Here is a 21,583-nt window from a genome sequence, read left to right as displayed (position 1 = left end):
TGCTTTAATGGTTGCTACAGGACTGAATTCAACGCAGCTTGTTCAACAGCCCCATCAGCATCTCGCGCTCCTTGGGCTCGAGCGGCGCGAGGGTTTCGCGGGTGATGGCGAGCGCGTTCGGCGCGACTTTTTCGGCAAGCTGCTGGCCGGCGCGCGTCAGGCTCACCAAAAGTCGCCGCCCATCTTCGGGATCCTGGCTGGTCTCGGTCAGACCACGCGCCGTCAGCCGGTCGATCACGCCCTTGATCGTCGCGACGTCCATCGCAGTCAACCGCCCGAGCTGGTTCTGCGAGCACGGTCCGGTCTCGGCCAGCTTCGACAGCGCCGCCCATTGCGTCGGCGTGATGTTGGTGCCGATGTCGCGGGCGAAGATCGAGCTGTGGCGCTGCCAGACCTGGCGCAGGATGAAGCCGACCTGTTCGTCGAGCACATAGGAGGGCTTCGCCTGCTTGACGCTTTTCTTCACCGCAACGCTTCTTGCCATCGACTACCCGTCCCCCTCACAACGACAGATGCGCATCGCGGATATCCGGGCGCGCGTCGAGCTCTGCCATGGTGCCGCCGAAGCAGATGCGGCCGCGCTCGATGATGTAGGCGCGATCGGAGATCAATCGCGCAAAGTGCAAGTTCTGTTCGGAGACGACGATGCTGACGCCCTCCTTCTTCATGGTCAGGATGGCGTCGACCATCTGCTCCACGATCTTCGGTGACAGCCCCTCCGACGGCTCGTCGAGCAGCACCAGCGACGGGTTGCCCATCAGCGTGCGCGCGATGGTCAGCATCTGCTGCTCGCCGCCGCTCATGCGGCCGCCCGGGCGGTTGCGCATCTCGGCCAAATTCGGAAACAGAGCGAACAGCTTTTCGCGGGTCCATGATGGCGCGTTCAGACGCTTCGGCTGGCGGCCGACTTCCAGATTTTCCTCGACCGTGAGATCGGTGAAGATGCGCCGCTCTTCCGGCACATAGCCGAGACCGCCGCGGACGATCTCATGCGTCGGTCGCACCGAGACGTCCTTGCCCTCGAACACGATGCGGCCGGAGCGCTGCGCGACGAGGCCGACGATCGAGCGGAACGTCGTCGATTTGCCTGCGCCGTTGCGCCCCAGCAGCGCAACCACCTCGCCCTCGCCGACCTCGAAGCCGATGTCGAACAGGATATGCGCCGGACCGTAATGGCTGTTGAGTCCCTCGACCGTCAGCTTCATGCCGAGGCTCCCTCGCGATGACGGGAATCGTAGACCAGGCCTTCGCCGAGATAGACCGCCTGCACCTGCGGATTGCCACGCACCTCGGCCGGCGAGCCCTCGGCGATCAGCGTGCCGCGGTTGAGCACGAGGATGCGGTCGGCATGCTCGAACACCACGTCCATGTCGTGCTCCGTGAAGAGCACACCGATCGACTTTTCCCGAGCGATCTGCGCGGTCAGACGCATCAGGTCGACGCGCTCGCGCGGCGCCATGCCGGCGGTCGGCTCGTCCATCAGCAGCAGTTTCGGCTGGTTGGCGAGCGCCACCGCAAGCTCGAGCCGCTTGAGGTCGCCATAAGCGAGCTCGCCGCACGGACGATCCGCGTAGCCGCCCATGCCGACCAGCTCGAGCAGACGACCGGCCTCGCCGCGGGCGAAATTCGGCGCCGAACCCCAGATATTGAATAATTGCTTTCCGTGGGAGATCAGCGCGACCTGCACGTTCTCGCGCACCGTCATGGTTGCGAACGTCGCGGTGATCTGGAACGTGCGCCCTACCCCCATCCGCCAGATCTCGCGCGGCTTCTTGCCCGTGGTGTCCTCGCCGAGCAGACGGACGTGCCCCGTGTCCGGCCTGTTCTGTCCGTTGAGCATGTCGAAGCAGGTGCTTTTTCCCGCACCGTTCGGCCCGATCAGCGCCAGAATTTCGCCGGCGCGCAGCGAGAACGAGACGCCGCGCACCGCATGGATGCCGCCGTAGGATTTGGTCAGGCCTTCGACCACGAGAAGTGAGGGGGCGACGCTCATTCGGCGGACTCGATCGGCTTGGCAAGCAGGGATGCCCCCGGCGGCGACGTGCTCTTGCGCCGTTGCGCGAGCATTTCCAGCATGCCGACGATGCCCTTGGGGAAGACCACCACGATCAGCACGATGAAGCCGCCGAGCACCAGTTTCGACAGATCGGTCTGGCTGACCAGCCAGATATTGAGCGCCTTGTAGACGATCGCCCCGATCACCCCGCCCGACACCGTCTCGACGCCGCCGAGCAGCACCATGACCAGCGCGTCGACCGAGAGCGAGATGCCGAGATTGTCGGGAAAGACGCTGCCCTTCAGGTACGCGAACAGCGCGCCACCAATGCCGGCTGTCGTTCCCGAAATCACGAACGCCGTCCACTGCATGCGCTTGACGTTGACGCCAATGGCTTCGCTGCGCAGCGCAGAATCCCGCGTTGCGCGCAAGCCATAGCCGAACGGAGAGAACACCGCCACGCGCAGCGCGACCGTCACCAGCGCGGCGACACCGAGCGCCAGCCAATAGAAATGCGACGGGCTCGCGGCCCATTTCTCCGGCCACACGCCCAAAATGCCGTTGTCGCCGCCGGTCACGCTCACCCATTGGAACGCGATCGACCAGACGATCTGCGCAAAGGCCAGCGTTAGCATCGCAAAGTAGACGCCCGAGAGCTGCACGGCGAAGAAGCCGAACACGGCGGCGCCCATGCAGCCAAGCAACGGCCCGAGCAAGAGGCACACGATCATCGGCAAGCCCGCCATCTTGGCAAGGAAGGCGACGCCATAGGCGCCGAGGCCGAAATAGGCGGCGTGGCCAAAGGACGCGAGCCCGCCGACCGCCATTAGGAAATGCAGGCTGACGGCGAAGATCACGAAGATCGCGATCTCCGAGCCGACCGTCAGCGCATAATTGCCGGCGAACAGCGGCAGCGTCGCGGCGATGACGAGTGCTGCAAGCGCAGCCAGCCGCTCGTTCGACGTCAGCGGCCGCCAGGGATTGACGGTCAGGCCCGGCGTCTTGCGGGCGGGCGCCTCGGGCCTGCCGAACAAGCCCCAGGGCCGCACGATCAGTACCACTGCCATCACCAGGAAGACCAGGATGATGGAGATTTTCGGAAAGATCAGGATGCCGAAGGCGTTGAGCTCGGACACCAGCACCGCCGCGACGAAGGCGCCGATGATGCTGCCGAGGCCCCCGATCACGACGACGACGAAGACCTCGACGATGATGCGCAGGTCCATCGCGTGATGCACGGCATCGCGCGGGATCTGGAGCGCGCCGCCGAGCGCGGCCAGGAATACGCCGACCGCAAACACGCTCGTGAACAGCCATTTCTGATTGACGCCGAGCGCCGCCACCATGTCGCGGTCCTGGGTCGCTGCGCGCACCAGCACGCCCCAGCGCGTGCGCTGAAACAAGAGCCAGAGAATGCCGAGCACGACCGGCCCGAGCACGATCAGGAACAAATCGTAGCTCGGGATGTTCTGGCCGAAGAAATCGACGGCACCTTTGAAGCCCGGGGCGCGGCGGCCGACGAGATCATCAGGCCCCCAGATCAGGACCACGAGATCCTCGACCATCAGGGTCAGGCCGAAGGTCGCGAGCAACTGGAACAGCTCGGGTGCGTGGTAGATGCGGCGGAGCAGCACCATCTCGACGATGACGCCGATCAGCGCCACGGCAAACGCGGCGGCAACGATACTGCCCCAGAAGCCGAACGTTCCCGAAAGACGCTCCGTCAGGGTGAAGGCGACATAGGCGCCAATCATGTAGAAGGCGCCGTGCGCGAAATTCACGATCCGCGTCACGCCGAAAATGATCGACAGGCCCGACGCCACCAGGAACAGCGACGCTGCACTGGCGAGACCGGTCAGAAACTGTACGACATAAAAGGCCATCGGCGGTCCGGGCTGGAGTTGCATCACCTCTCCCCGCCTGCTGGGAGAGAGAGCTTCGTAGGGTGGGTTAGCCCAGCGACTGCGCGGAGCGCAGTTCGCTCGGCGTAACCCACCTCTTCTCGTACGGCACCGAAAGTGGTGGGTTACGCCTTCGGCTAACCCACCCTACGGCAGTGGAGATCAATCCTTCGGACGCAGCTTCTCGACCTCGGCGTCGCTTGGCAAATAGTCCGAGCCCTTCTTGTAAGAAGAGTCCACCATCACGCCCTTGCCGTCCTTCAGTGCGGTCTTGCCGACATAGGCGCCGAGCGTCGACTGATGGTCGATCTTGCGGAAGGTGATCTCGCCCAGCGGCGACGACATCGACAGCCCTTCCGCCGCGGCAATCAGCTTCTCCGGATCGGTGGAGCCGGCCTTCGCCAGAATCGCAGCCGCCGATTTGATGGTCTGGTAGCCGACGATCGAGCCGAGACGCGGATAGTCGTTGTACTTGGCCTGATAGGCCTTCAGGAATGCATCATGCTCCGGCGTCTTGATCGAGTACCAGGGATAGCCGGTGACGATCCAGCCTTCCGGCGTTTCGTCCTTGAGCGGATCGAGATATTCGGGCTCGCCGGTCAGGAACGACACAACCTCGCGCCCCTTGAACAGGCCGCGGGTGTTGCCTTCGCGCACGAGCTTCACGAGGTCGGCGCCGAAGGTGACGTTGAGGATCGCTTCGGGATTCGCCGCGGCAACCGCCTGCACCACCGGGCCCGCATCGATCTTGCCCTGCGGCGGCCACTGCTCGTCGACCCACTGGATGTCAGGCCGCTTTGCCGACATCAGCTTCTTGAACACCGCGACCGCGGACTGGCCGTATTCATAGTTCGGCGCGATCGTCGCCCAGCGTTTTGCGGGCAGCTTGCTGGCGGCTTCCACCAGCATCGCCGCCTGCATGTAGTTGGAGGGACGCAGGCGGAAGGTGTATTTGTTGCCCTTCGACCAGGTGACGGCGTCCGTCAGCGGCTCGGCCGCGAGAAAGAACACCTTCTTCTGGTTCGCGAAGTCGCTGACGGCAAGACCGATGTTCGAGAGGAACGTGCCCGTGAGCATCGCCACGCCCTCGCTCGAGACCAGCTCGTTGGCCGCGGTCTGCGCATCGGCCGGTTTGCCGCCGTCGTCCTTGGAGACGACGACGAGCTTCTTTCCGTTGATGCCGCCGGCCGCGTTGATCTCCTCGACCGCGAGCTGCCATCCCTTGCGATAGGGCTCGGTGAAGGCCGGCAGCAGCGAATAGCTGTTGATCTCGCCGATCTTGATCTCCTGCGCCAAGGCCGAATGAGCCATGCCGCCCGCCAGAAGCGCGAAGGCCGCGCCGACGAAATAGTTTCTTGCTCGCATCCCAACCTCCAGTTTTGAATTCACCATTCCAGACCGTCTCTATCTGAGACCGTCCTCGCCCTTGATCTCCGCAACCGTGAGCCCGCCGACGCGCGGCAGCGGACGGCCGCTGTCGGTGACGGCGACCGCAACCATGATCTCGTTGGCGCGCGGCGCGTCATTGATCTGTACTTCCATGCCATCGAAATGACTACGCACGAAGGCTGCGTCCTTGTGACCAAGCGGAATGTCGAGCGTCGTACCAGGCCCGCTGCGCTTCTTCGACGAGGGGATCAGCGCCGCGCCCCTGGTCAGCACCTTCCGCACCGGCGCGCCCATCTTGGGGTGAAGAATCGCGGCCGCATGTTCCAGCTCGCCATTCTCGCCAACGGCCGCCGCCTTGCCGTAGCTCTGGACCTTGGAGCCTTCGATGCCGAGTGCGGCCACCGCGCGCTTGGACAGGAGATCGCCGAGCTCCTCCCCAATCGCAATCAGCGGTGCGAGATCCTCGACATACTTTCCGGCAAAAGGATTTTCGATCACGGCGATCGCCGCGGCGCGCCGGGTCGGCGGCGACACGGGCCTACCCATCTCCATCTGCGTCTCTTCGACGACAGTGACAATCTTGCGGATGATCGCGCTCATGATTGTTTCCTTAGGCTCGTCCCTTGGTCAGGCATGAACCGCGTTCTCCAGCACGGGCGGGGCGGATCGTTGCCGTTCAATATCTCTGGTCCCGATGACAAGCATATCACCACAAAGCCGCAACACAGCACTCTCGATCAGTCCGCGATCGAACAATTGCCGTGCACATTCCGCGCCAGATTCCAGCGCCATTGCGATTTCGACCGGCGACAACTCACCGACATCGCGTGTCACGAGACGGGCGCCGAGGTCGCTGTCAGGCTGAAGCTCGTTGGCCGGCTGCCGGATGACGGCGGGATGTCCGGGCAGATCGACGGCGTTGGCGATAACCGTCGCAGCCGCATCGGCCTGCGACGCGGTCGCCGCAAGCACCGTCACGGCGTCGGCAATTCCGAGCGAAAAACTGCGGCCGTGGCGACCACTGGTGGCGATGCCTCGCACGGCATCGTTCGCATCCACCTTCATCGTCTGCATGACGCCGTCGCGATCGGGCCGGTCCATCAGGCCCACCGAAAAACGCTCGCCCTCGCCAAGATAGAGAGCAATATCGCCGCCATTGTTGACATAGGCCTGATCGAGCGATGCAGCGTTCAGCATCGCCCCCAGGATTTCCTCCGCGACGCTGCCGGCCACCGCAGCCATCGGCGTGATGAAGCCATCGGCAGCATAGGGCGCGACGGCGGTATACATGCGGCGCGCAACAACGCCGTCCAGTGCGCAGTTTCCGCGTTGCGCCGCTTTGCGGAGTTCCGGCAACTCCACGCAGAGCTCGTCGAGCAAGCCGGTGAACCGCCGGGCCGCCGCCTCATAAGCCGCCCGGACCTCACCGGCGTCTCCCCTCGCCTCCACGATCAGATCGATCGGACCATCCTGCAAATGCAGCCGCCGGCCATCAGACAGCATTGCGATTTGCGGGAGCCTTGTCATGCCGGGCGCCCCGGAATCGGGTTGTGCCAAGGCAATTGGCGGACATCGTCGCCACTCTTCACCTCGGCGAGTGGCTTCACATAATCCATGTGCCCGCCGAGCGCGGCATAGTCGGACAGCCTCATCGTGAACTCGATCGGCGCGACCAGCGCCGGCGTCGGCACGTAACCGAATGCGCCCGAAGGCATCTGCGTCACGTCGACCATGTAGGTGATGCCGCCGCCGGGCCAGACATAGACCGGCGCGCCGCCGCTGCTGACGCGGGTCAGCGCGTCCTTCACCGAGCGCGTCAGCCGCACCGGATTGTCGGTCACGCCCGCGCGCAGCGAACCGCCGGCACCGGCCATGAACAGCACTGTGCACAGCGCTGGTTCGCAATTCTCCTGGATGCGCTCGACCGAGAATTTCAAATCGGCAGGCATCTCGGTCTGGACCGGCTTCAAGGCCTCGTCGAGCACGTAGTAGGACGAATGCTCGCCGGTCGTGGAGACCATCAGCATGGTCAGTCCGGCCCTGGCTTCCTTGACGTCGAATGGCCCGAGAATCGACAACGGATCGGAGATGTTGGTGCCGCCCCAGCCCGTGCCGGGATCGGCGACCTGGAAATAGCGACCCGGCGTCGAGCGGCGCCCCTTCATCTTGATGCCGGTGTCGGCGATATCAAGCAGTTTGCCGGCCTGGTGCTCGCTAAGCACGCCGGTGATATGATCGTCGACCACGACGACCTCGTCGACCTTACCGTGCCATTGCTTGGCGAACATGCCAATCGTCGCCGAGCCGCAGCCGACGCGCATGCGCTCTTCCCTGACGCCGTTGACGATCGGTGGCTGGCCCGCCTGCACCACCACGCTGGCGCCGCCGTCGATGGTGAGCTCGACCGCCTTGCAGTTGGCGAGATCCATCAGCGTGTCACAGGTGACGCGGCCCTCTTTCTTGGAGCCGCCAGTCAGATGGTGCACGCCGCCGAGCGACAGCATCTGCGAGCCGTATTCGCTGGTCGTGACGTGGCCGACCGCCTCGCCCTGCGCACGGACGGTCGCGGTCTCCGGCCCGAGATAGCGGTCGGTGTCGATCTTCACCTTGACGCCGCAATAGGAGAAGATGCCCTCGGTGACGACCGTTACCATATCGACGCCGTCGACTTCGGACGAGACGATGAACGGCGCGGGCTTATAGTCGGGATAGGTGGTGCCGGCACCGATCGCGGTCACGAAGGTCGAGGGCTCGTGGACGATCTTGCCGTCCCAATCCTCGGTGCGGCTGAACGGCACCAGCTTGCCGCCCTGCGACACCGTGCGCTCGAGAATTACGTGGGGATCGACGCGGACGAGTTTGCCGTCATGATTGGCGTAGCGGTCGCAGGCGCCCGCCGCACCCGGCTTGATGTAGCACATCACCGGACAGGCATCGCAGCGGATCTTGTCGTTGGCGGCGCTCGTCGTTTCAGTCACCATGTGCAAGCCAGCGGATCGCAGAGGATTATCATTCGTATACGAACGATGTTGCGCGCGCTCCGGATGGCTGTCAAGCGGCGGTGCTGGTGAAAAGACGCCGCTGCCGAATAAACCCTCATTTGCCTGCCGGCTCTGTCCACAAAGCGAGCAGTTGCGCTGCACCGCGGCATGCCGGCTTGCACGTTCGTGTACAAACGGTATCGTCGGGCGCACATTTTTTGCGACCGTGGCGTCGCGAGGCATGACGGGCCGACTTGAGAACGAGGATGACGCAGAAACCGATCCGCCTCACAGTGAATGGCAGCATCCACGACGTCGCGGCCGCGCCGCAGACGCCGTTGCTCTACGTGCTGCGCAACGATCTGGCGCTCAACGGTCCGAAATATGGCTGCGGTCTCGGCGAATGCGGCACCTGTACTGTCCTGATCGACGGCGCCGCTGCACGCGCGTGTGTCATTCCGATCAGCGGTTGCGAAGGGCGCAACATCGTGACGCTCGAAGGACTCGGCACGCGTGACAAGCCGGATGCGGTCCAGCAGGCCTTCATCGACGAACAGGCAGCGCAATGCGGCTATTGTCTGAGCGGCATGATCATGACCGCCAAGGCGCTGCTCGCGATCAACCCGCACCCGACTGAGCGGGAAGCGATGGCGGCGCTGCGCTACAATCTCTGCCGCTGCGGCACGCATGTCGAAATCCTGCGCGCGGTCATGCGCGCGTCGGGTCAACTCGCCGGGGCTGCTGATTGATGGCCTCTCCTGTTTCAAACGGAGCTGAGCGGCCATCGGGTTCGCTCGTCGTCGTCTGCACCGTAGACGAGATCACATCCGAGACCTTTGTCCGCATCGCCGCGGACGGTTCGGTCACCGCCTACAACGGCCATGTCGATCTCGGCACGGGCATCCGCACCGCGCTGGGCCAGATCGTCGCCGAAGAGCTCGATGTGTCCTTTGCGCGCGTCGTCGTCGTGCTCGGCGACACCGCTGTCGTGCCGAACCAGGGCGCGACGATCGCCAGCGAAACCATCCAGATCACCGCCGTACCGCTACGAAAGGCGGCCGCACAAGCGCGGCACTTCCTGGTCGCGCGCGCCGCCGAACGATTGGAACTGTCGGCCTCCGATCTCCGGATCGAGGACGGCCTCGTGCGCGGGCACGACAATCGCAGCATCAGCTATGGCGAGCTGATCGGCGGTGAGACGATCCGTCTCGAGCTTCTCGATGACGTCGCGGTCAAGCCCGTCGGCGACTATGCTATCGTCGGCCAGTCGATGCCCCGCGTCGACCTGCCCGCCAAGGCCACGGGCGAGCTGACCTTCGTGCACGACGTCCGCGTGCCTGGCATGCTTCACGGTCGCGTCATCCGTCCGCCCTATGCCGGCGTCGATGCCGGACCGTTCGTCGGCACCAGCCTCATGGCGGTCGACGAATCCTCGATCCGCGACATCCCCGGCCTCGTCGCCGTCGTGCGCATCGGCGATTTCGTCGGCGTGGTCGCCGAGCGCGAGGAGAACGCGATTTTGGCCGCCAGGCAGCTCAAGCTGAGCTGGAAGCCGACGCCTGCGCTCACCGATTTGGCCGACGTCGAGCAGGCGCTGCGCGCCAATCCTTCGACGCCGCGCACGCTGATCGACAAGGGCGACGTTGACGCTGCAATCGCCGGCGCCGCCAGCCCGATGCCGCGGACCTATGTATGGCCGTATCAGATGCACGCCTCGATCGGCCCCTCCTGCGCGGTCGCTGATTTTCAAGACGGCAACATCCGGGTCTGGTCGGGCACGCAGAACCCCCATTTGCTGCGCGGCGACCTCGCGCTGCTGATCGAGCGCCCCGAAAGCGAGATCGAGGTGATCCGGCTGGAGGCGGCCGGCTGCTACGGCCGCAACTGCGCCGATGATGTCACGGCCGACGCGCTGCTGTTGTCGCGCGCGGTCGGCAGGCCCGTACGTGTGCAGTTGACGCGCGAGCAGGAGCACGCCTGGGAGCCGAAGGGCACCGCACAGCTCATTGACGTCAATGGCGGCCTGAACGCCGATGGCAGCGTCGCCGGTTACGATCTCGCCACACGCTACCCCTCGAACGCCGCCCCGACCCTGGCGCTGTTGCTGACGGGACGGATTTCGCCGGAGCCTGCGGTGCTGCAGATGGGCGACCGCACCGCGATCCCGCCTTACGATTACGATCACATGCGCGTCGTCGCACATGACATGGCGCCGATCGTGCGCGCGGCCTGGTTCCGCGGCGTTTCGGCGCTGCCGAACACCTTTGCCCACGAGTCCTATATCGACGAGCTCGCGACCGAGGCCGGCGTCGATCCGATCGAATACCGCCTGCGCTATCTGAAAGACCAGCGCGCCGTCGATCTCGTCAACGCGGTCGCCGAGCGTGCGGGCTGGACGCCGCGGCCGGTGCGACAGGAACAGGACGGCGAGCTCGTGCATGGACGCGGCTTCGCCTATGCGCTCTACGTCCACAGCAAATTTCCCGGCTATGGCGCGGCGTGGTCGGCCTGGGTTGCCGACGTCGCCGTGAACAAGACGACCGGCGAAGTCAGCGTGACGCGGGTCGTCGCGGGGCAGGATTCCGGCTTGATGATCAATCCGGACGGCGTCCGCCACCAGATCCACGGCAACATCATCCAGTCCACCAGCCGCGCGCTGATGGAAGAGGTCTCGTTCGAGCGCGGCGCGGTGGCGGCGCGCGAATGGGGCGCCTATCCGATCATCCCCTTCCCCGACGTGCCCAAGATCGACGTGTTGATGCTGCCGCGGCCGGACCAGCCGCCACTCGGCGTCGGCGAATCCGCCTCGGTGCCGAGCGCGGCAGCGATCGCCAATGCGATCTTCGATGCCACCGGCGTGCGCTTTCGCGAGCCGCCGTTCACGCCGGAGCGCATTCTCAGGGGGCTGCACGGCGATACGGCAGCCACGCCGCAGGCGCTGCCCGCGCCCGCCACTCCGCAGTCATCTCGTATCTGGCACAACCCGTTCGCTGGACGAACCGGCATCTTCGCGACGATTGCGGCAGTCGTCACGGCCGCGATCGGCATCGGTGCAGCGTGTCTTCCGGGCCGCGCCATTGCGCCGATCGCGCGTCCAGATGCGTCGGTCTATTCTGCCGCGACCATCGCGCGCGGTCAGCAATTGGCAGCGCTCGGCAATTGCGCGGAGTGCCACACCTCGATCGGCGGTGCGCTCAACGTCGGCGGCCGCGCGCTGGAGACGCCGTTCGGCATCATCTACTCGACCAACATCACGCCCGACGTCGAGACCGGCATCGGAGCCTGGTCCTATCTCGCCTTCGAGCGCGCGATGCGCGACGGGATCCATCGCGACGGACGGCAACTTTATCCGGCCTTCCCCTACACGCATTTTTCCAGGACGAGCGACGCCGACATGCAGGCGCTCTACGCCTATCTGATCGCACAGCCGGCAGTGCGCGCGAAAGCGCCGGCGAACATGCTCGCCTTCCCGTTCAACCTTCGCCCGCTGCTCGCGGGATGGAACGCACTGTTTCACCAGACGCGCGAGCTTAAGCCCGATCCCGTAAAATCCGAGCTGTGGAATCGCGGCGCCTATCTGGTCGAGGGTCTTGGCCATTGCAGCGGCTGCCATTCGCCGCGCAATGCGCTCGGCGCCGAGCAGCGCGACGCCTATCTCGCCGGCGGTTTTGCCGAGGGCTGGGAGGCGCCGCCGCTCACCTCGCTCTCGCATGCGCCGATGCCCTGGAGCGAGGACGACCTCTTCGCGTACTTGCGCACCGGCCATTCGCGCTATCACGGCGTCGCCGCAGGTCCAATGGCACCGATTGTCAAGGATCTTGCCGCCCTCCCCGACCAGGACATTCGCGCGATGGCAGTCTATCTCGGCTCGTTCAACGATGCCGCGAGCAATGCGCAGACGCAGGATGCGCTTGCCGCCAGGCTCGAAGCCGCCACGCAAGTCACCTTCGCCTCGTCCACCGGCGCGCGGCTCTATCAGGGCGCCTGCGCCGTCTGCCACGAGGTCGGCGGTCTGCCGCTGTTCGGCAGCCGGCCCTCGCTCGCGCTCAACAGCAATCTGCACAGCGCATCGCCGGACAATCTCGTGCAGGTCATCCTGCACGGCATCAGCGAGCCTGCCTCCAGCGACCTCGGCTACATGCCGGCCTTCAGGCACAGCATGAGCGACGCGCAGATCGAGGAGCTCGTAACCTTCCTGCGCGGGCAGTTTGCGCCTGACAAGCCGGCTTGGACCGGCGTGCGCGAGACGATCACACGCGTGCGATCGTCCACGCATTAGATTAGCCGTGCTTCTTGACCTCCACCGGTGGCGTGCCGTGGGTGTGGAACGACTCGATCGTCTTCAATCCCCAGGCCTGGCCCTTCTTGCGCTCCTCCTCCGTCCATACGATCGGCTTCCAGTCCGGGGCGAGGATCAGGCGCGCGCCGGCATTGGCGACTTCGACGCGGTTGCCGCCGGGCTCGTAGACGTAGAGGAAGAAGGTCTGCTGGATCGCGTGCTTGTGCGGCCCAGTCTCGATATGGACGCCGTTCTCCAGGAAGATATCTGCAGCGCGAAGAATCTCCTCGCGACTGTCGAGCGCGTAGGTGACGTGGTGGAAACGTCCGGGCACACCGGAATGGTCGAGTGAGTAGGCGAAGTCGTAGCTCTTGTTTGACATCGTCAGCCACATCGCAGCTTCGCGGCCGTCATTGAGGACGATCTGCTCGGTGAGGCGGCAGCCGAGATAATGCTCGAAGAATTCTCGATTGGCCTTGATGTCGGCGGCGAGGCAGTTGAGGTGATCGAGGCGCCGCACATTGACGCCGCGCGCGGGAAAGCGTTGCGCCTGGTTCTTGAGCGCAGGCTTCAACTCCGGCGGCGCCTGATACCATTCGGTCTCGTAGTAGAGCTCGACGATGTGGCCGTCGGGATCGCGGCAGCGGAAGGTCGGTCCCTGTCCCATGTCGCCGTCGATCCAGCCGATGTCGAAGCCGGAACCCTTCAGTGCAGTGACGCGGCGCTCCAGCGCCTGCTGGCTGCGCGCGCGCAGCGCCATGTGTTCCATGCCGGAGGATTTCGACGCTGTCAGCTTGAGCGAATAACGTTCGTAATCGTCCCAGCCACGCAGATAGACCGACTCGTCCTTCTGCCCGCTTACTGTCATGCCCATGACTTCGACGAAGAATTTCAGGCTCTCATCCGGCTTCGGCGTCAGCAGTTCCATGTGGCCGAGATGAGCGAGATCCAGGATCGGTTCGGGCTGCATGGTTTCCTCCAAGGCGTTGCTGCGATCCACGTCACCGGATCGCGCAACCGGGCACGGCGCGCAACCGCAATGCGTGCGCAGGTATCCAGGCGCGACTGACGATAGCTAATCATTTGTACTAATGTACAAATGATTAGGTCCCGTCAACAAACCAAAACGACCCTGTTCCACAACCCGCGCCGCGCCCGGCAGCCGCTTTGCAGCACGAAAGCCCGGCCAGCTGCCCGAATGGTAAAGTCTTCCTTAAGAGCGGTTTCGGTCAATTGACCCTGAAAATGCAGCTTTTTCCCGCCATTTCTGCCGGCAAATATGCATCGGGCACAAATCCTACCGGCAGAATTGTCGCGGATTTAACGAAGCAGCCGCGCCTGCCGTTTAACCGTTTGTGCAGCGACGGCCGGGCATAGTCTGGAAGCAAATCTCCTCGTTCTTGCCAGGTTCATCCATCGTGACAGCTTTTGGACGCGTGATTTCGGTTCGCGGATCGCTCGCCCGGGTCGGGCTTTTGGCGGAAAGCCAAATGCCGATCTCCGAGGTGCGGGCGACCGTCGGCCGCTTCGTCAGCATCCGCTGCGCCAGTTCGGTCATCGTCGCCATGATCACCGAGGTGTCCTGCGAGAATCTTTCAAGCGCCGACAACTACATCGCCATCGCGTCTGTTGATCTGCTCGGCGAAATCCTCAATGCGTCGGACAAAGCCAAATTCCAGCGTGGCGTCACCAACTATCCGACCATCGGAGATTCGGTCGACCTGATCACGAGCCAGGAGCTGCGCACGATCTATGCGCCGACCGGATCGGACCAGATCAATGTCGGTTTCCTGCAGCAGGACCGCTCGGTCGTCGCCTATGTCGATGTCGAGGAAATGCTGTCCAAGCATTTCGCGGTACTGGGATCGACCGGCGTCGGCAAATCGACCGGTGTCTCGTTGCTGCTCAATGAGATCCTCAAGGCACGCCCGAACCTGCGCATCTTCCTGCTCGACGTGCACAACGAATATGGCCGCTGCTTCGGCGACCGCGCACTGGTGCTGAACCCGCGAAACCTCAAGCTGCCGTTCTGGCTGTTCAACTTCGAGGAAATCGTCGACGTGCTGTTCGCTGGCCGCGCCGGCGTGCCCGAGGAGCTCGACGTTCTCGCCGAGGTCATCCCGATCGCCAAGGGCGTCTACACGCAGTACCAGAATGCCGACCGCATCGGCTTGAAGCGCATCGATCCCAAGCAGATCGGGTTCACCGTCGACACGCCGGTGCCGTATCGCCTCGTCGACCTGATCTCGCTGATCGACGAGCGCATGGGCAAGCTGGAAAATCGCTCGTCGCGCATCATCTATCACAAGCTGATCTCCCGCATCGAGGCAGTCCGCAACGACCCGCGCTACGCCTTCATGTTCGACAACGCCAATGTCGGCGGCGACACCATGGCCGAAGTGATCAGCCATCTGTTCCGCCTGCCGGCCAACGGCAAGCCGATGACGGTGATGCAGCTCGCCGGCTTCCCGGCTGAAGTCATCGATTCCGTCGTCTCGGTGCTCTGCCGCATGGCTTTCGACTTCGGCCTGTGGAGCGACGGCGTTTCGCCGATGCTGTTCGTCTGCGAAGAGGCCCACCGCTACGCCTCCGCCGACCGCAATGTCGGCTTCGGGCCGACCCGCAAGGCGGTGTCGCGCATCGCCAAGGAAGGCCGTAAATACGGCGTCTATCTCGGCCTCATTACCCAGCGTCCCGCCGAGCTCGACGCCACCATCATCTCCCAGTGCAACACGCTGTTCACGATGCGTCTTGCCAACGAACGCGACCAGGCGCTGCTCCGCGCCGCGGTGTCGGATGCGGCCGCGAATTTGCTGTCCTTCGTGCCCTCGCTCGGCACCCGCGAGGTGCTGGCGTTCGGCGAAGGCGTCGCGCTGCCGACGCGGCTGCGCTTCAAGGAGGTGCCGCCGCACCAATTGCCTCGCGGCGAAGCCACCATCAGCAGCGTTCCCTCCGTGACCGCCGGTCATGACATGCATTTCGTCGGTGCTGTGCTCGAACGCTGGCGCGGCGCCACCTCGCAGCGCGACGTGCCGAACGATCCGGTGTTCTCGGCGCCGCCCGCCAAGACGCTGGCGAGCGCCGAAGCGCCGATGCTGCAGCCCTCGATGGGACTGGATCCAGACCGCTTCTCGCTGCTGAAAAAGCCGCTGCGGTAAAGCCGCGCTCGTTTCCCCAACTTCGTCATTGCGAGCGCAGCGAAGCAATCCAGAATCCCTCCGGGGGCAGACGCTGGATTGCTTCGCTGCGCTCGCAATGACGGGGCAAGGGCCACGGTGCCGTTTCTTCAATTGGCCTTGTAGCGGGCACGTTGAGCAGGCCGCCCGCATCGACTATGTTTGCCGGCTGCAATCCGGAAAACATGCCCATGACAAAGCCCGCCACGCAACGCTTCCCCGCCCCCGCCCTCGACACGCTGCCGGAGGACATTCGCACGCGGCTTCTTTCGGTGCAGGAGAAGAGCGGTTTCGTGCCGAACGTGTTTTTGACGCTGGCCTATCGTCCCGACGAATTCCGCGCATTCTTTGCCTATCACGACGCGCTGATGGAGAAGGACGGCGGCCTCACCAAGGCCGAGCGCGAGATGATCGTGGTCGCGACCTCGGCAGCCAATCAATGCCAGTATTGCGTAATCGCGCACGGTGCGATCCTGCGCATCCGCGCCAAGAACCCGCTGATCGCCGACCAGATCGCGGTGAATTACCGCAAGGCCGACATCACGCCTCGGCAGCAGGCGATGCTCGATTTCGCGATGAAGGTCTCAGCGGATGCACAGCGGATCTCGGAGGAGGATTTCGCTACGCTTGAGCCGCACGGCTTCAGCGACGACGACATCTGGGACATCGCCGCCATCTCCGCTTTCTTCGCGCTGTCGAACCGGCTGGCGAATTTCACCGGCATGCGGCCGAACGACGAGTTCTATCTGATGGGACGCCTGCCGAAGAAATGACCGACCGCCTCGAGCGCGAAAGTAAGGGAGTCGCCGGCAACGCCGGCGGGCGGGTTCCCGTTTAACGGGAACTCTAGGTTTTCGCAATCGTACACGGTTTATTAAGAAACTCACCCTCAACTAGCACAAACACTTCGGCACAACTTGCACAGTTTCCGTCACCGGAGACGCGGATGAGTCGTGCCTGCAGAGGGGGCCGTCTCGTGAACGTTCGGGCATTTGTTATCGCGACCTGCGTTGGCGCAGCGTTCTTCGCGGCCGGATACGCATGGAACTTTCAGCCCGACGCCATCAACGCCAACGAAATATGGAGCATGTTGGAATCGGAGCATGGCAAGGCGCGGGCCGCCGTTTCACGTGTTCTCATCGCGCCGAATTCAGCTCACTTCAACGGCCTACGAACGGTCGAAGCAGACCAGGCAAGATACGTGTGCGGCTCCGTGAAGGCGATGGATAAAGAGAGGCAGTATGTCGAGACCGCCTTCGTTTACACGGTCGCGATCGATTTTGCCCGTATCGACGACGACGGCCGGATCACGTCGCAGCGCTCTGCGTACAGGCCCTGCCCAACCGCGGCCGACGATAAAATTGCCGACCAGAAGACGCTGATATCGCCGGGCGCGCTGTTGATGATCAAGACTGTCGAAAAAATCATCCCCAAGTCCGGCGGCGGGACAATGGAACAACAGCTTGGCCAGCTGGCTGGACAGACAGCGGCAGTCGCGCCCGGTTCGGCAGCCGCGCCGAGATCGGCCGGCTCATTAGCTTCGGCAGGGGCAGGATGGACGCCAGCAGCGCAGCATTCACGTTCGGGCGCGGAGGCATCCCAGGGAGATGAACTGACGTGGCGTGTCGACCAGCCGCCGGCCACATGGCCAACGTTCCCGCCGGGCCATGCGCTGGCGAAATCGACGCAGATGCGGACGAGCGCTGAGGCCCTGGCTTTCGCGAGAGATATCGAGGCTCGCTGGGAGGAAGCGAAATCATCCGGCGTTCCGACCAAGCGTCCTTCGCCTGAGGAGATCAAGGAAGCATGCCGCGCGCTGCTTGCGATTGATCCCACGGACAAGGAATATCCGCGGGCCTGGGCCGCCTTCGTGCGCTTGCGGAAAATCGATCGCGACGCGGCTGCTTGAAGCGAACACGTCTCTCCGTGGCGCAGGCGACGCGAGGCGCGGCGTGTCGCTCAGGTCTTACGCCATTGACCCCAGAAACTGCCGACACCGACGATGGCGGTAACGAGCAGAACGGCGACGAAAGTCTGGATGATCGTGAAGTTCAGGGCATCACGCGCAACGAACAGCGCGGTAATGGCACCGGCAACGATAAAGACAATGCGAAAGACGGCGCTCATGGTGAGGTCTCCGGGGTCCGCACGACTTGGAGCCCACCTGAGCAACCCGTCTGGCACTTCGACGACAGGCGCACGCTGGTTCGGCAATCATGCCTGCAGACCTTAGCGGTCCGCACCGGAGAGAATTTGCGGCAAATCAAGCGTGTCCGCGCCGGCCTCGGCGCCGATGCCCACGCTACGGCCAAGAAGCGGCCCCGGCTTATTACCCTTCCGAGGCCGGAACCCTTCTAGCACCGCGGGCCGAAGGTCCCCGCGGCAAGCACGCCCTAATCGTCCTGCGCGGGTCCGCACCAGCCGGGCAGATAGATCGCATCCTTACTCTTGGCAGCCGACATCGCCTTCTCCAGCGCCTTATCGAAATTAGCGTCGACCGCCTTGCGCGGCAGCTTGCGGCGCAGATAGTCGGCCCACAGGAATTCGGAGAACGGCGTGGTGTCCTTGGCGAAGCCGCCCATGCGGCGGACCTCACCGGCGAGGCTGCGGAACGGATCGTCCTTGAGATCGGTGACCGATTTCGGCAGGTCGCGGAACGGCCGCCGCTCGCCCTTGGCGTCGTAAGGATAGACCCAGCGCTTGTTGTCCATCACGCCCCAGAACGCCTCGCGCTCGACCATCCTGAGGTCGCCGACCACCGTCACCAGCACCTCCTTGATGCCCTCGTCGTGCAGCGCGCGGCCGAGATGATGATGGTCGATCACGTAATAGCGCTCGTCGGGGCCGTGCACGACCGGGATCATGTGGGTGCCGAGCAGTTCGGACTGCTTCTTCTTGCCATGCTCGCGCCAGCGTTGGCGCTTCTCCTTGACCTCGCGCATGCCGACCGTCATCTGCGTCGGCCGGAGCGACAGGATTGGCACCGGATGGACTCTCGGCTCGCGCGTATTGGTCATGGTCGAAGGGCTCCTCAAATGATCGCGACAGGCGGTCCCGATTTCGCGGATTATGGCATGAGCGCTGCGACCGCAAAATCCGAGCGGCCCGCGGATGTTCGCCGACCGGCCGCGCATATTCCGCGGCGACTGTTGTTGCAACGCAACCCGCCGATGACACCATTCCGCGATCCATCGCGGCGTCACCTGCAAGTTCAAGATGGTGTGAAATCGCAATGCACGTGCGCGTTGAGAAGATTTTCTGCAACGCCTGTGTGACGTGTGCTATCTAAAAATCGCTGCTTCGGAGTGATCCCCGCGCCATGAAGACCCAGCGGCCCATAACCTCGGACGAGGAGCACCGGGTGCTCCAGTTCAGGCCGCGCACGGCATCCCCCACGCCAATCCGGCGGGGCGGCGGAACGGTGCAGCCGCTGCACGCGACACCCGAGCCGCTCGACCTGTCGCGCTACGAGCAGCCCCGCGCGGAGCAGGACGATTTCCGTCGCCGCATGCTCGCCAACATCGCCGCGCTCGCCTTCACCATCGCGCTGACTGCGATCGGGATCTGGCTCGCAGTCAGCATCGCCGACTTGCGCCGGACCCAGGATTGCGTGTTGATGGGCCGGCGCGACTGCGTCAAGATCACGACGCCGCATATCTAGGCATACCCCCGCCCCGACGACTCGCTTCGCAGCCCCGATAACAGGCATCCCCAGGCTGCCCCCGGTCCCGGCCCGGCTCCATTGAACTCGGGGCGGCGCTCCGATATACGGGCTTTCGACCCGGCCAGAGGGGGATTTGAGGGCGTCACTCGGGGCGCGATGCCCACCCACCGTTCCGCTCTGGAACATCTTCAAATACCTACAATATATCAAAGGCTTAGTGATGTCCTCCACATTCGATCAGGTCGCTACGATCATCGCTGAAACCTGCGACATCCCTCGCGACACGATCACGCCGGATAGCCATGCCATCGATGACCTCGGCATCGACAGCCTCGATTTCCTGGACATCGCGTTCGCGATCGACAAGCAGTTCGGCATCAAGCTGCCGCTGGAAAAGTGGACCCAGGAGGTCAACGACGGCAAGGCGACCACCGAGCAGTATTTCGTGCTGAAGAATCTTTGCGCTCGCATCGACGAACTGGTTGCGGCCAAGGGCGCGAGCGCCTAAGCGCGCGGTCATGCAACTCGAATACTTCCACATGATCGATCGCATCGTCGGCCTCAACGTCGACGAGAAGAAGATCGCTGTCGAAGCGCAGGTCCCGATGGAGAGCACCGTCTTCGAAGGGCACTTCCCGGGTTATCCGCTGATGCCCGGCGTGCTCCTGATCGAATCGATGGCGCAGGCCTCGGGCTGGCTTCTGCTTGGCGTGCTGAAGTTCGAGCGCATGCCGATCCTCGCGGCCGTGAAGGAAGCCAAGGTGCGCGGCTCGGTCCTCCCCGGCGAGCTCATGAGCATCGAGGCGGGCCTCGTCCACGAGGGCTCGGGCTACGCCATGACCGAAGCCAAGATCAGGGTCGGCGGCAAGCTACGCGCGAATTCGACGCTCACCTTCACTTTGATCCCCTTCCCCAACGCGGATATGCGCTCCCACATGGACGCGATCGCCAAGCGCGTCGGTTTTCCGCAACAGACTGTGTCGCCATGACCGAGACCCCCGTTTCGAAGCCCGGCCAGACCGAAGTCTGGATCACCGGCATTGGGCTTGCCACCTCGCTCGGTGAGGGGCTGGACGCCAACTGGGCAGCGCTCCAGGACAAGCGCATCAATGTCGACGAGAACGGCTTTGCACCCTACGTCGTGCATCCGCTGATGCCGGTCAGCTTCGACAGCCAGATCCCGAAGAAGGGTGACCAGCGGCAGATGGAGGCCTGGCAGCGCATCGGCACCTATGCCGCGGGGCTGGCGCTGGATTCCGCAGGGATCAAGGGCAACAAGGACATTCTGTCGAAGATCGACATGGTGGTCGCCGCCGGCGGCGGCGAGCGCGATCTCAATGTCGATACCGGCGTGCTCACGGCCGAGGCCAAGGGCGCCAATGCGCCCGGCTTCCTCAACGAGCGCCTGATGAGCGATCTGCGGCCGACGCTGTTTTTGGCCCAGCTCTCCAACCTGCTTGCCGGCAACATCGCCATCGTGCACGGACTCGGCGGCACCTCGCGCACCTTCATGGGCGAAGAGGTCGCGGGCGCCGATGCCGCGCGCATCGCGCTGGCGCGGATCGCCTCGGGCGAGAGTGACATTGCGCTGGTCGGCGGCTCGCATAATGGCGAGCGCAAGGACTTGCTCGTCCTCTACGAATTCGGCGACTTCAATCTGAAGGACAAGTTCGCGCCCGTCTGGGCACGCAAGGAACGCGCCGGCTTCGCGCTCGGCTCGGCCGGCGCGTTCCTGGTGCTGGAATCCAAGGCTCATGCCGAAGCGCGCGGCGCAAAACCGTTCGCCAGGCTCGCGAGCGTCGTCGCCGATCTCGCCCGGCGCAAGCAACCCGGCGAAATGGCTGCGACGCTCGAGAAGCTGTGGGCGCAACTGCCCAAGCGCGAGGGCAAGGGCGCGATCATCACCGGTGCAACCGGCGCGGAGCCGGCCACGTCCGAAGAACGCGGATTTCTAAAGCGCCATACCGACTTTCCGGTGCGCTCGACCGGCACGATGTTCGGCCACACCATGGAGACGCAATTCCCGCTGGGGTTGGCGCTTGCTGCGCTGTCGATCTCGCGCGGCGCGCTGTTTCCGCCGAACGATTCGACCGGGACCGAGATTGAAATGCAGGGCGCCCCCACCCAGATCGTGGTGGTGGGAGCCGGACACTGGCGCGGCGAAGGCATGGCGCTGGTCGAAGCGGTTAGCTAACGC

20 protein-coding genes are annotated in these 21,583 nt (G+C 64.1%); 9 read left to right on the top strand and 11 right to left on the bottom strand.

Annotated elements, in window-relative coordinates; genetic code table 11:
* Positions 1–28: 28 nt before the first annotated feature.
* The 8 genes from FXV83_RS30125 to FXV83_RS30090 form a co-directional block, all read right to left on the bottom strand.
* Complete coding sequence (locus tag FXV83_RS30125) at positions 29–484, bottom strand: MarR family winged helix-turn-helix transcriptional regulator (protein ID WP_148743221.1); 456 nt, start codon at positions 482–484, stop codon at positions 29–31.
* A gap of 16 nt (positions 485–500) precedes the next feature.
* Entirely contained in the window at positions 501–1,205 is a 705-nt protein-coding gene (locus FXV83_RS30120; protein ID WP_148743220.1) for an ABC transporter ATP-binding protein, read from the bottom strand.
* A complete protein-coding gene (locus tag FXV83_RS30115) occupies positions 1,202–1,993 on the bottom strand; it encodes an ABC transporter ATP-binding protein (RefSeq protein WP_148743219.1) in 792 nt (263 codons plus the stop codon). Before FXV83_RS30115 ends, FXV83_RS30120 begins: the two co-directional genes overlap by 4 nt.
* Positions 1,990–3,879, bottom strand: a complete 1,890-nt coding sequence (locus FXV83_RS30110) for an ABC transporter permease (protein ID WP_148743224.1) — start codon at positions 3,877–3,879, stop codon at positions 1,990–1,992. Before FXV83_RS30110 ends, FXV83_RS30115 begins: the two co-directional genes overlap by 4 nt.
* 180 nt (positions 3,880–4,059) lie before the next feature.
* Positions 4,060–5,262, bottom strand: coding sequence for an ABC transporter substrate-binding protein (locus FXV83_RS30105; RefSeq protein WP_148743218.1), 1,203 nt, complete (start codon positions 5,260–5,262; stop codon positions 4,060–4,062).
* A 39-nt stretch (positions 5,263–5,301) separates the two neighbouring features.
* A complete protein-coding gene (locus FXV83_RS30100) occupies positions 5,302–5,886 on the bottom strand; it encodes an amino acid synthesis family protein (protein WP_148743217.1) in 585 nt (194 codons plus the stop codon).
* Positions 5,887–5,913: 27 nt separating this feature from the next.
* Positions 5,914–6,813 carry a UPF0280 family protein gene (locus tag FXV83_RS30095; RefSeq protein ID WP_148743216.1) on the bottom strand — a complete coding sequence of 300 codons (900 nt, stop codon included), beginning with the start codon at positions 6,811–6,813 and terminating at the stop codon, positions 5,914–5,916.
* Positions 6,810–8,267 carry a 6-hydroxynicotinate reductase gene (locus tag FXV83_RS30090; RefSeq protein ID WP_148743215.1) on the bottom strand — a complete coding sequence of 486 codons (1,458 nt, stop codon included), beginning with the start codon at positions 8,265–8,267 and terminating at the stop codon, positions 6,810–6,812. The genes FXV83_RS30095 and FXV83_RS30090 overlap by 4 nt, the downstream gene beginning before the upstream one ends.
* 266 nt (positions 8,268–8,533) lie before the next feature.
* On the opposite strand from FXV83_RS30090, the gene FXV83_RS30085 reads away from it, so the two are divergent.
* Together FXV83_RS30085 and FXV83_RS30080 are read left to right on the top strand one after the other, a co-directional pair.
* Positions 8,534–9,016: a (2Fe-2S)-binding protein gene (locus tag FXV83_RS30085; protein ID WP_148743214.1), complete on the top strand. Its 483-nt coding sequence runs from the start codon at positions 8,534–8,536 to the stop codon at positions 9,014–9,016.
* Entirely contained in the window at positions 9,016–12,546 is a 3,531-nt protein-coding gene (locus FXV83_RS30080; RefSeq protein ID WP_148743213.1) for a molybdopterin cofactor-binding domain-containing protein, read from the top strand. The genes FXV83_RS30085 and FXV83_RS30080 overlap by 1 nt, the downstream gene beginning before the upstream one ends.
* Before the next feature lies 1 nt (position 12,547).
* Here the strand turns inward: FXV83_RS30080 and FXV83_RS30075 are convergent, their stop codons facing one another.
* Complete coding sequence (locus FXV83_RS30075) at positions 12,548–13,516, bottom strand: catechol 2,3-dioxygenase (protein WP_148743212.1); 969 nt, start codon at positions 13,514–13,516, stop codon at positions 12,548–12,550.
* 448 nt (positions 13,517–13,964) lie between these two features.
* Between FXV83_RS30075 and FXV83_RS30070 the strand changes: the two genes are divergently transcribed.
* From FXV83_RS30070 to FXV83_RS30060, 3 genes are all read left to right on the top strand, one after another.
* On the top strand, positions 13,965–15,704 hold the full coding sequence (locus tag FXV83_RS30070; RefSeq protein WP_148743211.1) for an ATP-binding protein: 1,740 nt from the start codon (positions 13,965–13,967) through the stop codon (positions 15,702–15,704).
* 209 nt (positions 15,705–15,913) lie between these two features.
* Entirely contained in the window at positions 15,914–16,495 is a 582-nt protein-coding gene (locus FXV83_RS30065; protein ID WP_148743210.1) for a peroxidase-related enzyme, read from the top strand.
* A 203-nt stretch (positions 16,496–16,698) separates the two neighbouring features.
* Positions 16,699–17,631: a hypothetical protein gene (locus FXV83_RS30060; protein ID WP_148743209.1), complete on the top strand. Its 933-nt coding sequence runs from the start codon at positions 16,699–16,701 to the stop codon at positions 17,629–17,631.
* Positions 17,632–17,681: 50 nt separating this feature from the next.
* Here FXV83_RS30060 and FXV83_RS43145 read toward each other — a convergent pair whose 3' ends face one another.
* Both FXV83_RS43145 and FXV83_RS30055 read right to left on the bottom strand, forming a co-directional pair.
* The gene (locus FXV83_RS43145; protein ID WP_187436263.1) at positions 17,682–17,849 is read right to left on the bottom strand and encodes a hypothetical protein; all 168 of its coding nucleotides are present in this window, start codon (positions 17,847–17,849) and stop codon (positions 17,682–17,684) included.
* A gap of 266 nt (positions 17,850–18,115) precedes the next feature.
* A complete protein-coding gene (locus FXV83_RS30055; RefSeq protein ID WP_148743208.1) occupies positions 18,116–18,739 on the bottom strand; it encodes a ParB-like protein in 624 nt (207 codons plus the stop codon).
* 302 nt (positions 18,740–19,041) lie between these two features.
* Between FXV83_RS30055 and FXV83_RS30050 the strand changes: the two genes are divergently transcribed.
* The 4 genes from FXV83_RS30050 (at position 19,042) to FXV83_RS30035 (ending at position 21,580) form a co-directional block, all read left to right on the top strand.
* The gene (locus FXV83_RS30050) at positions 19,042–19,383 is read left to right on the top strand and encodes a hypothetical protein (protein ID WP_148743207.1); all 342 of its coding nucleotides are present in this window, start codon (positions 19,042–19,044) and stop codon (positions 19,381–19,383) included.
* Between the two features lie 223 nt (positions 19,384–19,606).
* Positions 19,607–19,894, top strand: a complete 288-nt coding sequence (locus FXV83_RS30045; RefSeq protein WP_007592476.1) for an acyl carrier protein — start codon at positions 19,607–19,609, stop codon at positions 19,892–19,894.
* Positions 19,895–19,904: 10 nt separating this feature from the next.
* Entirely contained in the window at positions 19,905–20,375 is a 471-nt protein-coding gene (locus FXV83_RS30040) for a 3-hydroxyacyl-ACP dehydratase FabZ family protein (protein ID WP_148743206.1), read from the top strand.
* On the top strand, positions 20,372–21,580 hold the full coding sequence (locus FXV83_RS30035; RefSeq protein WP_148743205.1) for a beta-ketoacyl-ACP synthase: 1,209 nt from the start codon (positions 20,372–20,374) through the stop codon (positions 21,578–21,580). The genes FXV83_RS30040 and FXV83_RS30035 overlap by 4 nt, the downstream gene beginning before the upstream one ends.
* Positions 21,581–21,583: the final 3 nt, after the last annotated feature.

The organism is Bradyrhizobium hipponense (genome assembly GCF_008123965.1).
Taxonomy (GTDB): domain Bacteria; phylum Pseudomonadota; class Alphaproteobacteria; order Rhizobiales; family Xanthobacteraceae; genus Bradyrhizobium; species Bradyrhizobium hipponense.
Note: the sequence above shows the minus strand (reverse complement) of the source record. Positions and strands in the feature narration are given on the sequence as shown.

Excerpts from the sequence above, each read along its gene's own strand:
- FXV83_RS30125 (WP_148743221.1), bottom strand. The coding sequence starts at position 484 with ATGGCAAGAAGCGTTGCGGTGAAGAAAAGCGTCAAGCAGGCGAAGCCC.
- FXV83_RS30120 (WP_148743220.1), bottom strand. The coding sequence starts at position 1,205 with ATGAAGCTGACGGTCGAGGGACTCAACAGCCATTACGGTCCGGCGCAT.
- FXV83_RS30115 (WP_148743219.1), bottom strand. The coding sequence starts at position 1,993 with ATGAGCGTCGCCCCCTCACTTCTCGTGGTCGAAGGCCTGACCAAATCC.
- FXV83_RS30110 (WP_148743224.1), bottom strand. The coding sequence starts at position 3,879 with ATGGCCTTTTATGTCGTACAGTTTCTGACCGGTCTCGCCAGTGCAGCG.
- FXV83_RS30105 (WP_148743218.1), bottom strand. The coding sequence starts at position 5,262 with ATGCGAGCAAGAAACTATTTCGTCGGCGCGGCCTTCGCGCTTCTGGCG.
- FXV83_RS30100 (WP_148743217.1), bottom strand. The coding sequence starts at position 5,886 with ATGAGCGCGATCATCCGCAAGATTGTCACTGTCGTCGAAGAGACGCAG.
- FXV83_RS30095 (WP_148743216.1), bottom strand. The coding sequence starts at position 6,813 with ATGACAAGGCTCCCGCAAATCGCAATGCTGTCTGATGGCCGGCGGCTG.
- FXV83_RS30090 (WP_148743215.1), bottom strand. The coding sequence starts at position 8,267 with ATGGTGACTGAAACGACGAGCGCCGCCAACGACAAGATCCGCTGCGAT.
- FXV83_RS30085 (WP_148743214.1), top strand. The coding sequence starts at position 8,534 with ATGACGCAGAAACCGATCCGCCTCACAGTGAATGGCAGCATCCACGAC.
- FXV83_RS30080 (WP_148743213.1), top strand. The coding sequence starts at position 9,016 with ATGGCCTCTCCTGTTTCAAACGGAGCTGAGCGGCCATCGGGTTCGCTC.
- FXV83_RS30075 (WP_148743212.1), bottom strand. The coding sequence starts at position 13,516 with ATGCAGCCCGAACCGATCCTGGATCTCGCTCATCTCGGCCACATGGAA.
- FXV83_RS30065 (WP_148743210.1), top strand. The coding sequence starts at position 15,914 with ATGACAAAGCCCGCCACGCAACGCTTCCCCGCCCCCGCCCTCGACACG.
- FXV83_RS43145 (WP_187436263.1), bottom strand. The coding sequence starts at position 17,849 with ATGAGCGCCGTCTTTCGCATTGTCTTTATCGTTGCCGGTGCCATTACC.
- FXV83_RS30055 (WP_148743208.1), bottom strand. The coding sequence starts at position 18,739 with ATGACCAATACGCGCGAGCCGAGAGTCCATCCGGTGCCAATCCTGTCG.
- FXV83_RS30050 (WP_148743207.1), top strand. The coding sequence starts at position 19,042 with ATGAAGACCCAGCGGCCCATAACCTCGGACGAGGAGCACCGGGTGCTC.
- FXV83_RS30045 (WP_007592476.1), top strand. The coding sequence starts at position 19,607 with ATGTCCTCCACATTCGATCAGGTCGCTACGATCATCGCTGAAACCTGC.
- FXV83_RS30040 (WP_148743206.1), top strand. The coding sequence starts at position 19,905 with ATGCAACTCGAATACTTCCACATGATCGATCGCATCGTCGGCCTCAAC.
- FXV83_RS30035 (WP_148743205.1), top strand. The coding sequence starts at position 20,372 with ATGACCGAGACCCCCGTTTCGAAGCCCGGCCAGACCGAAGTCTGGATC.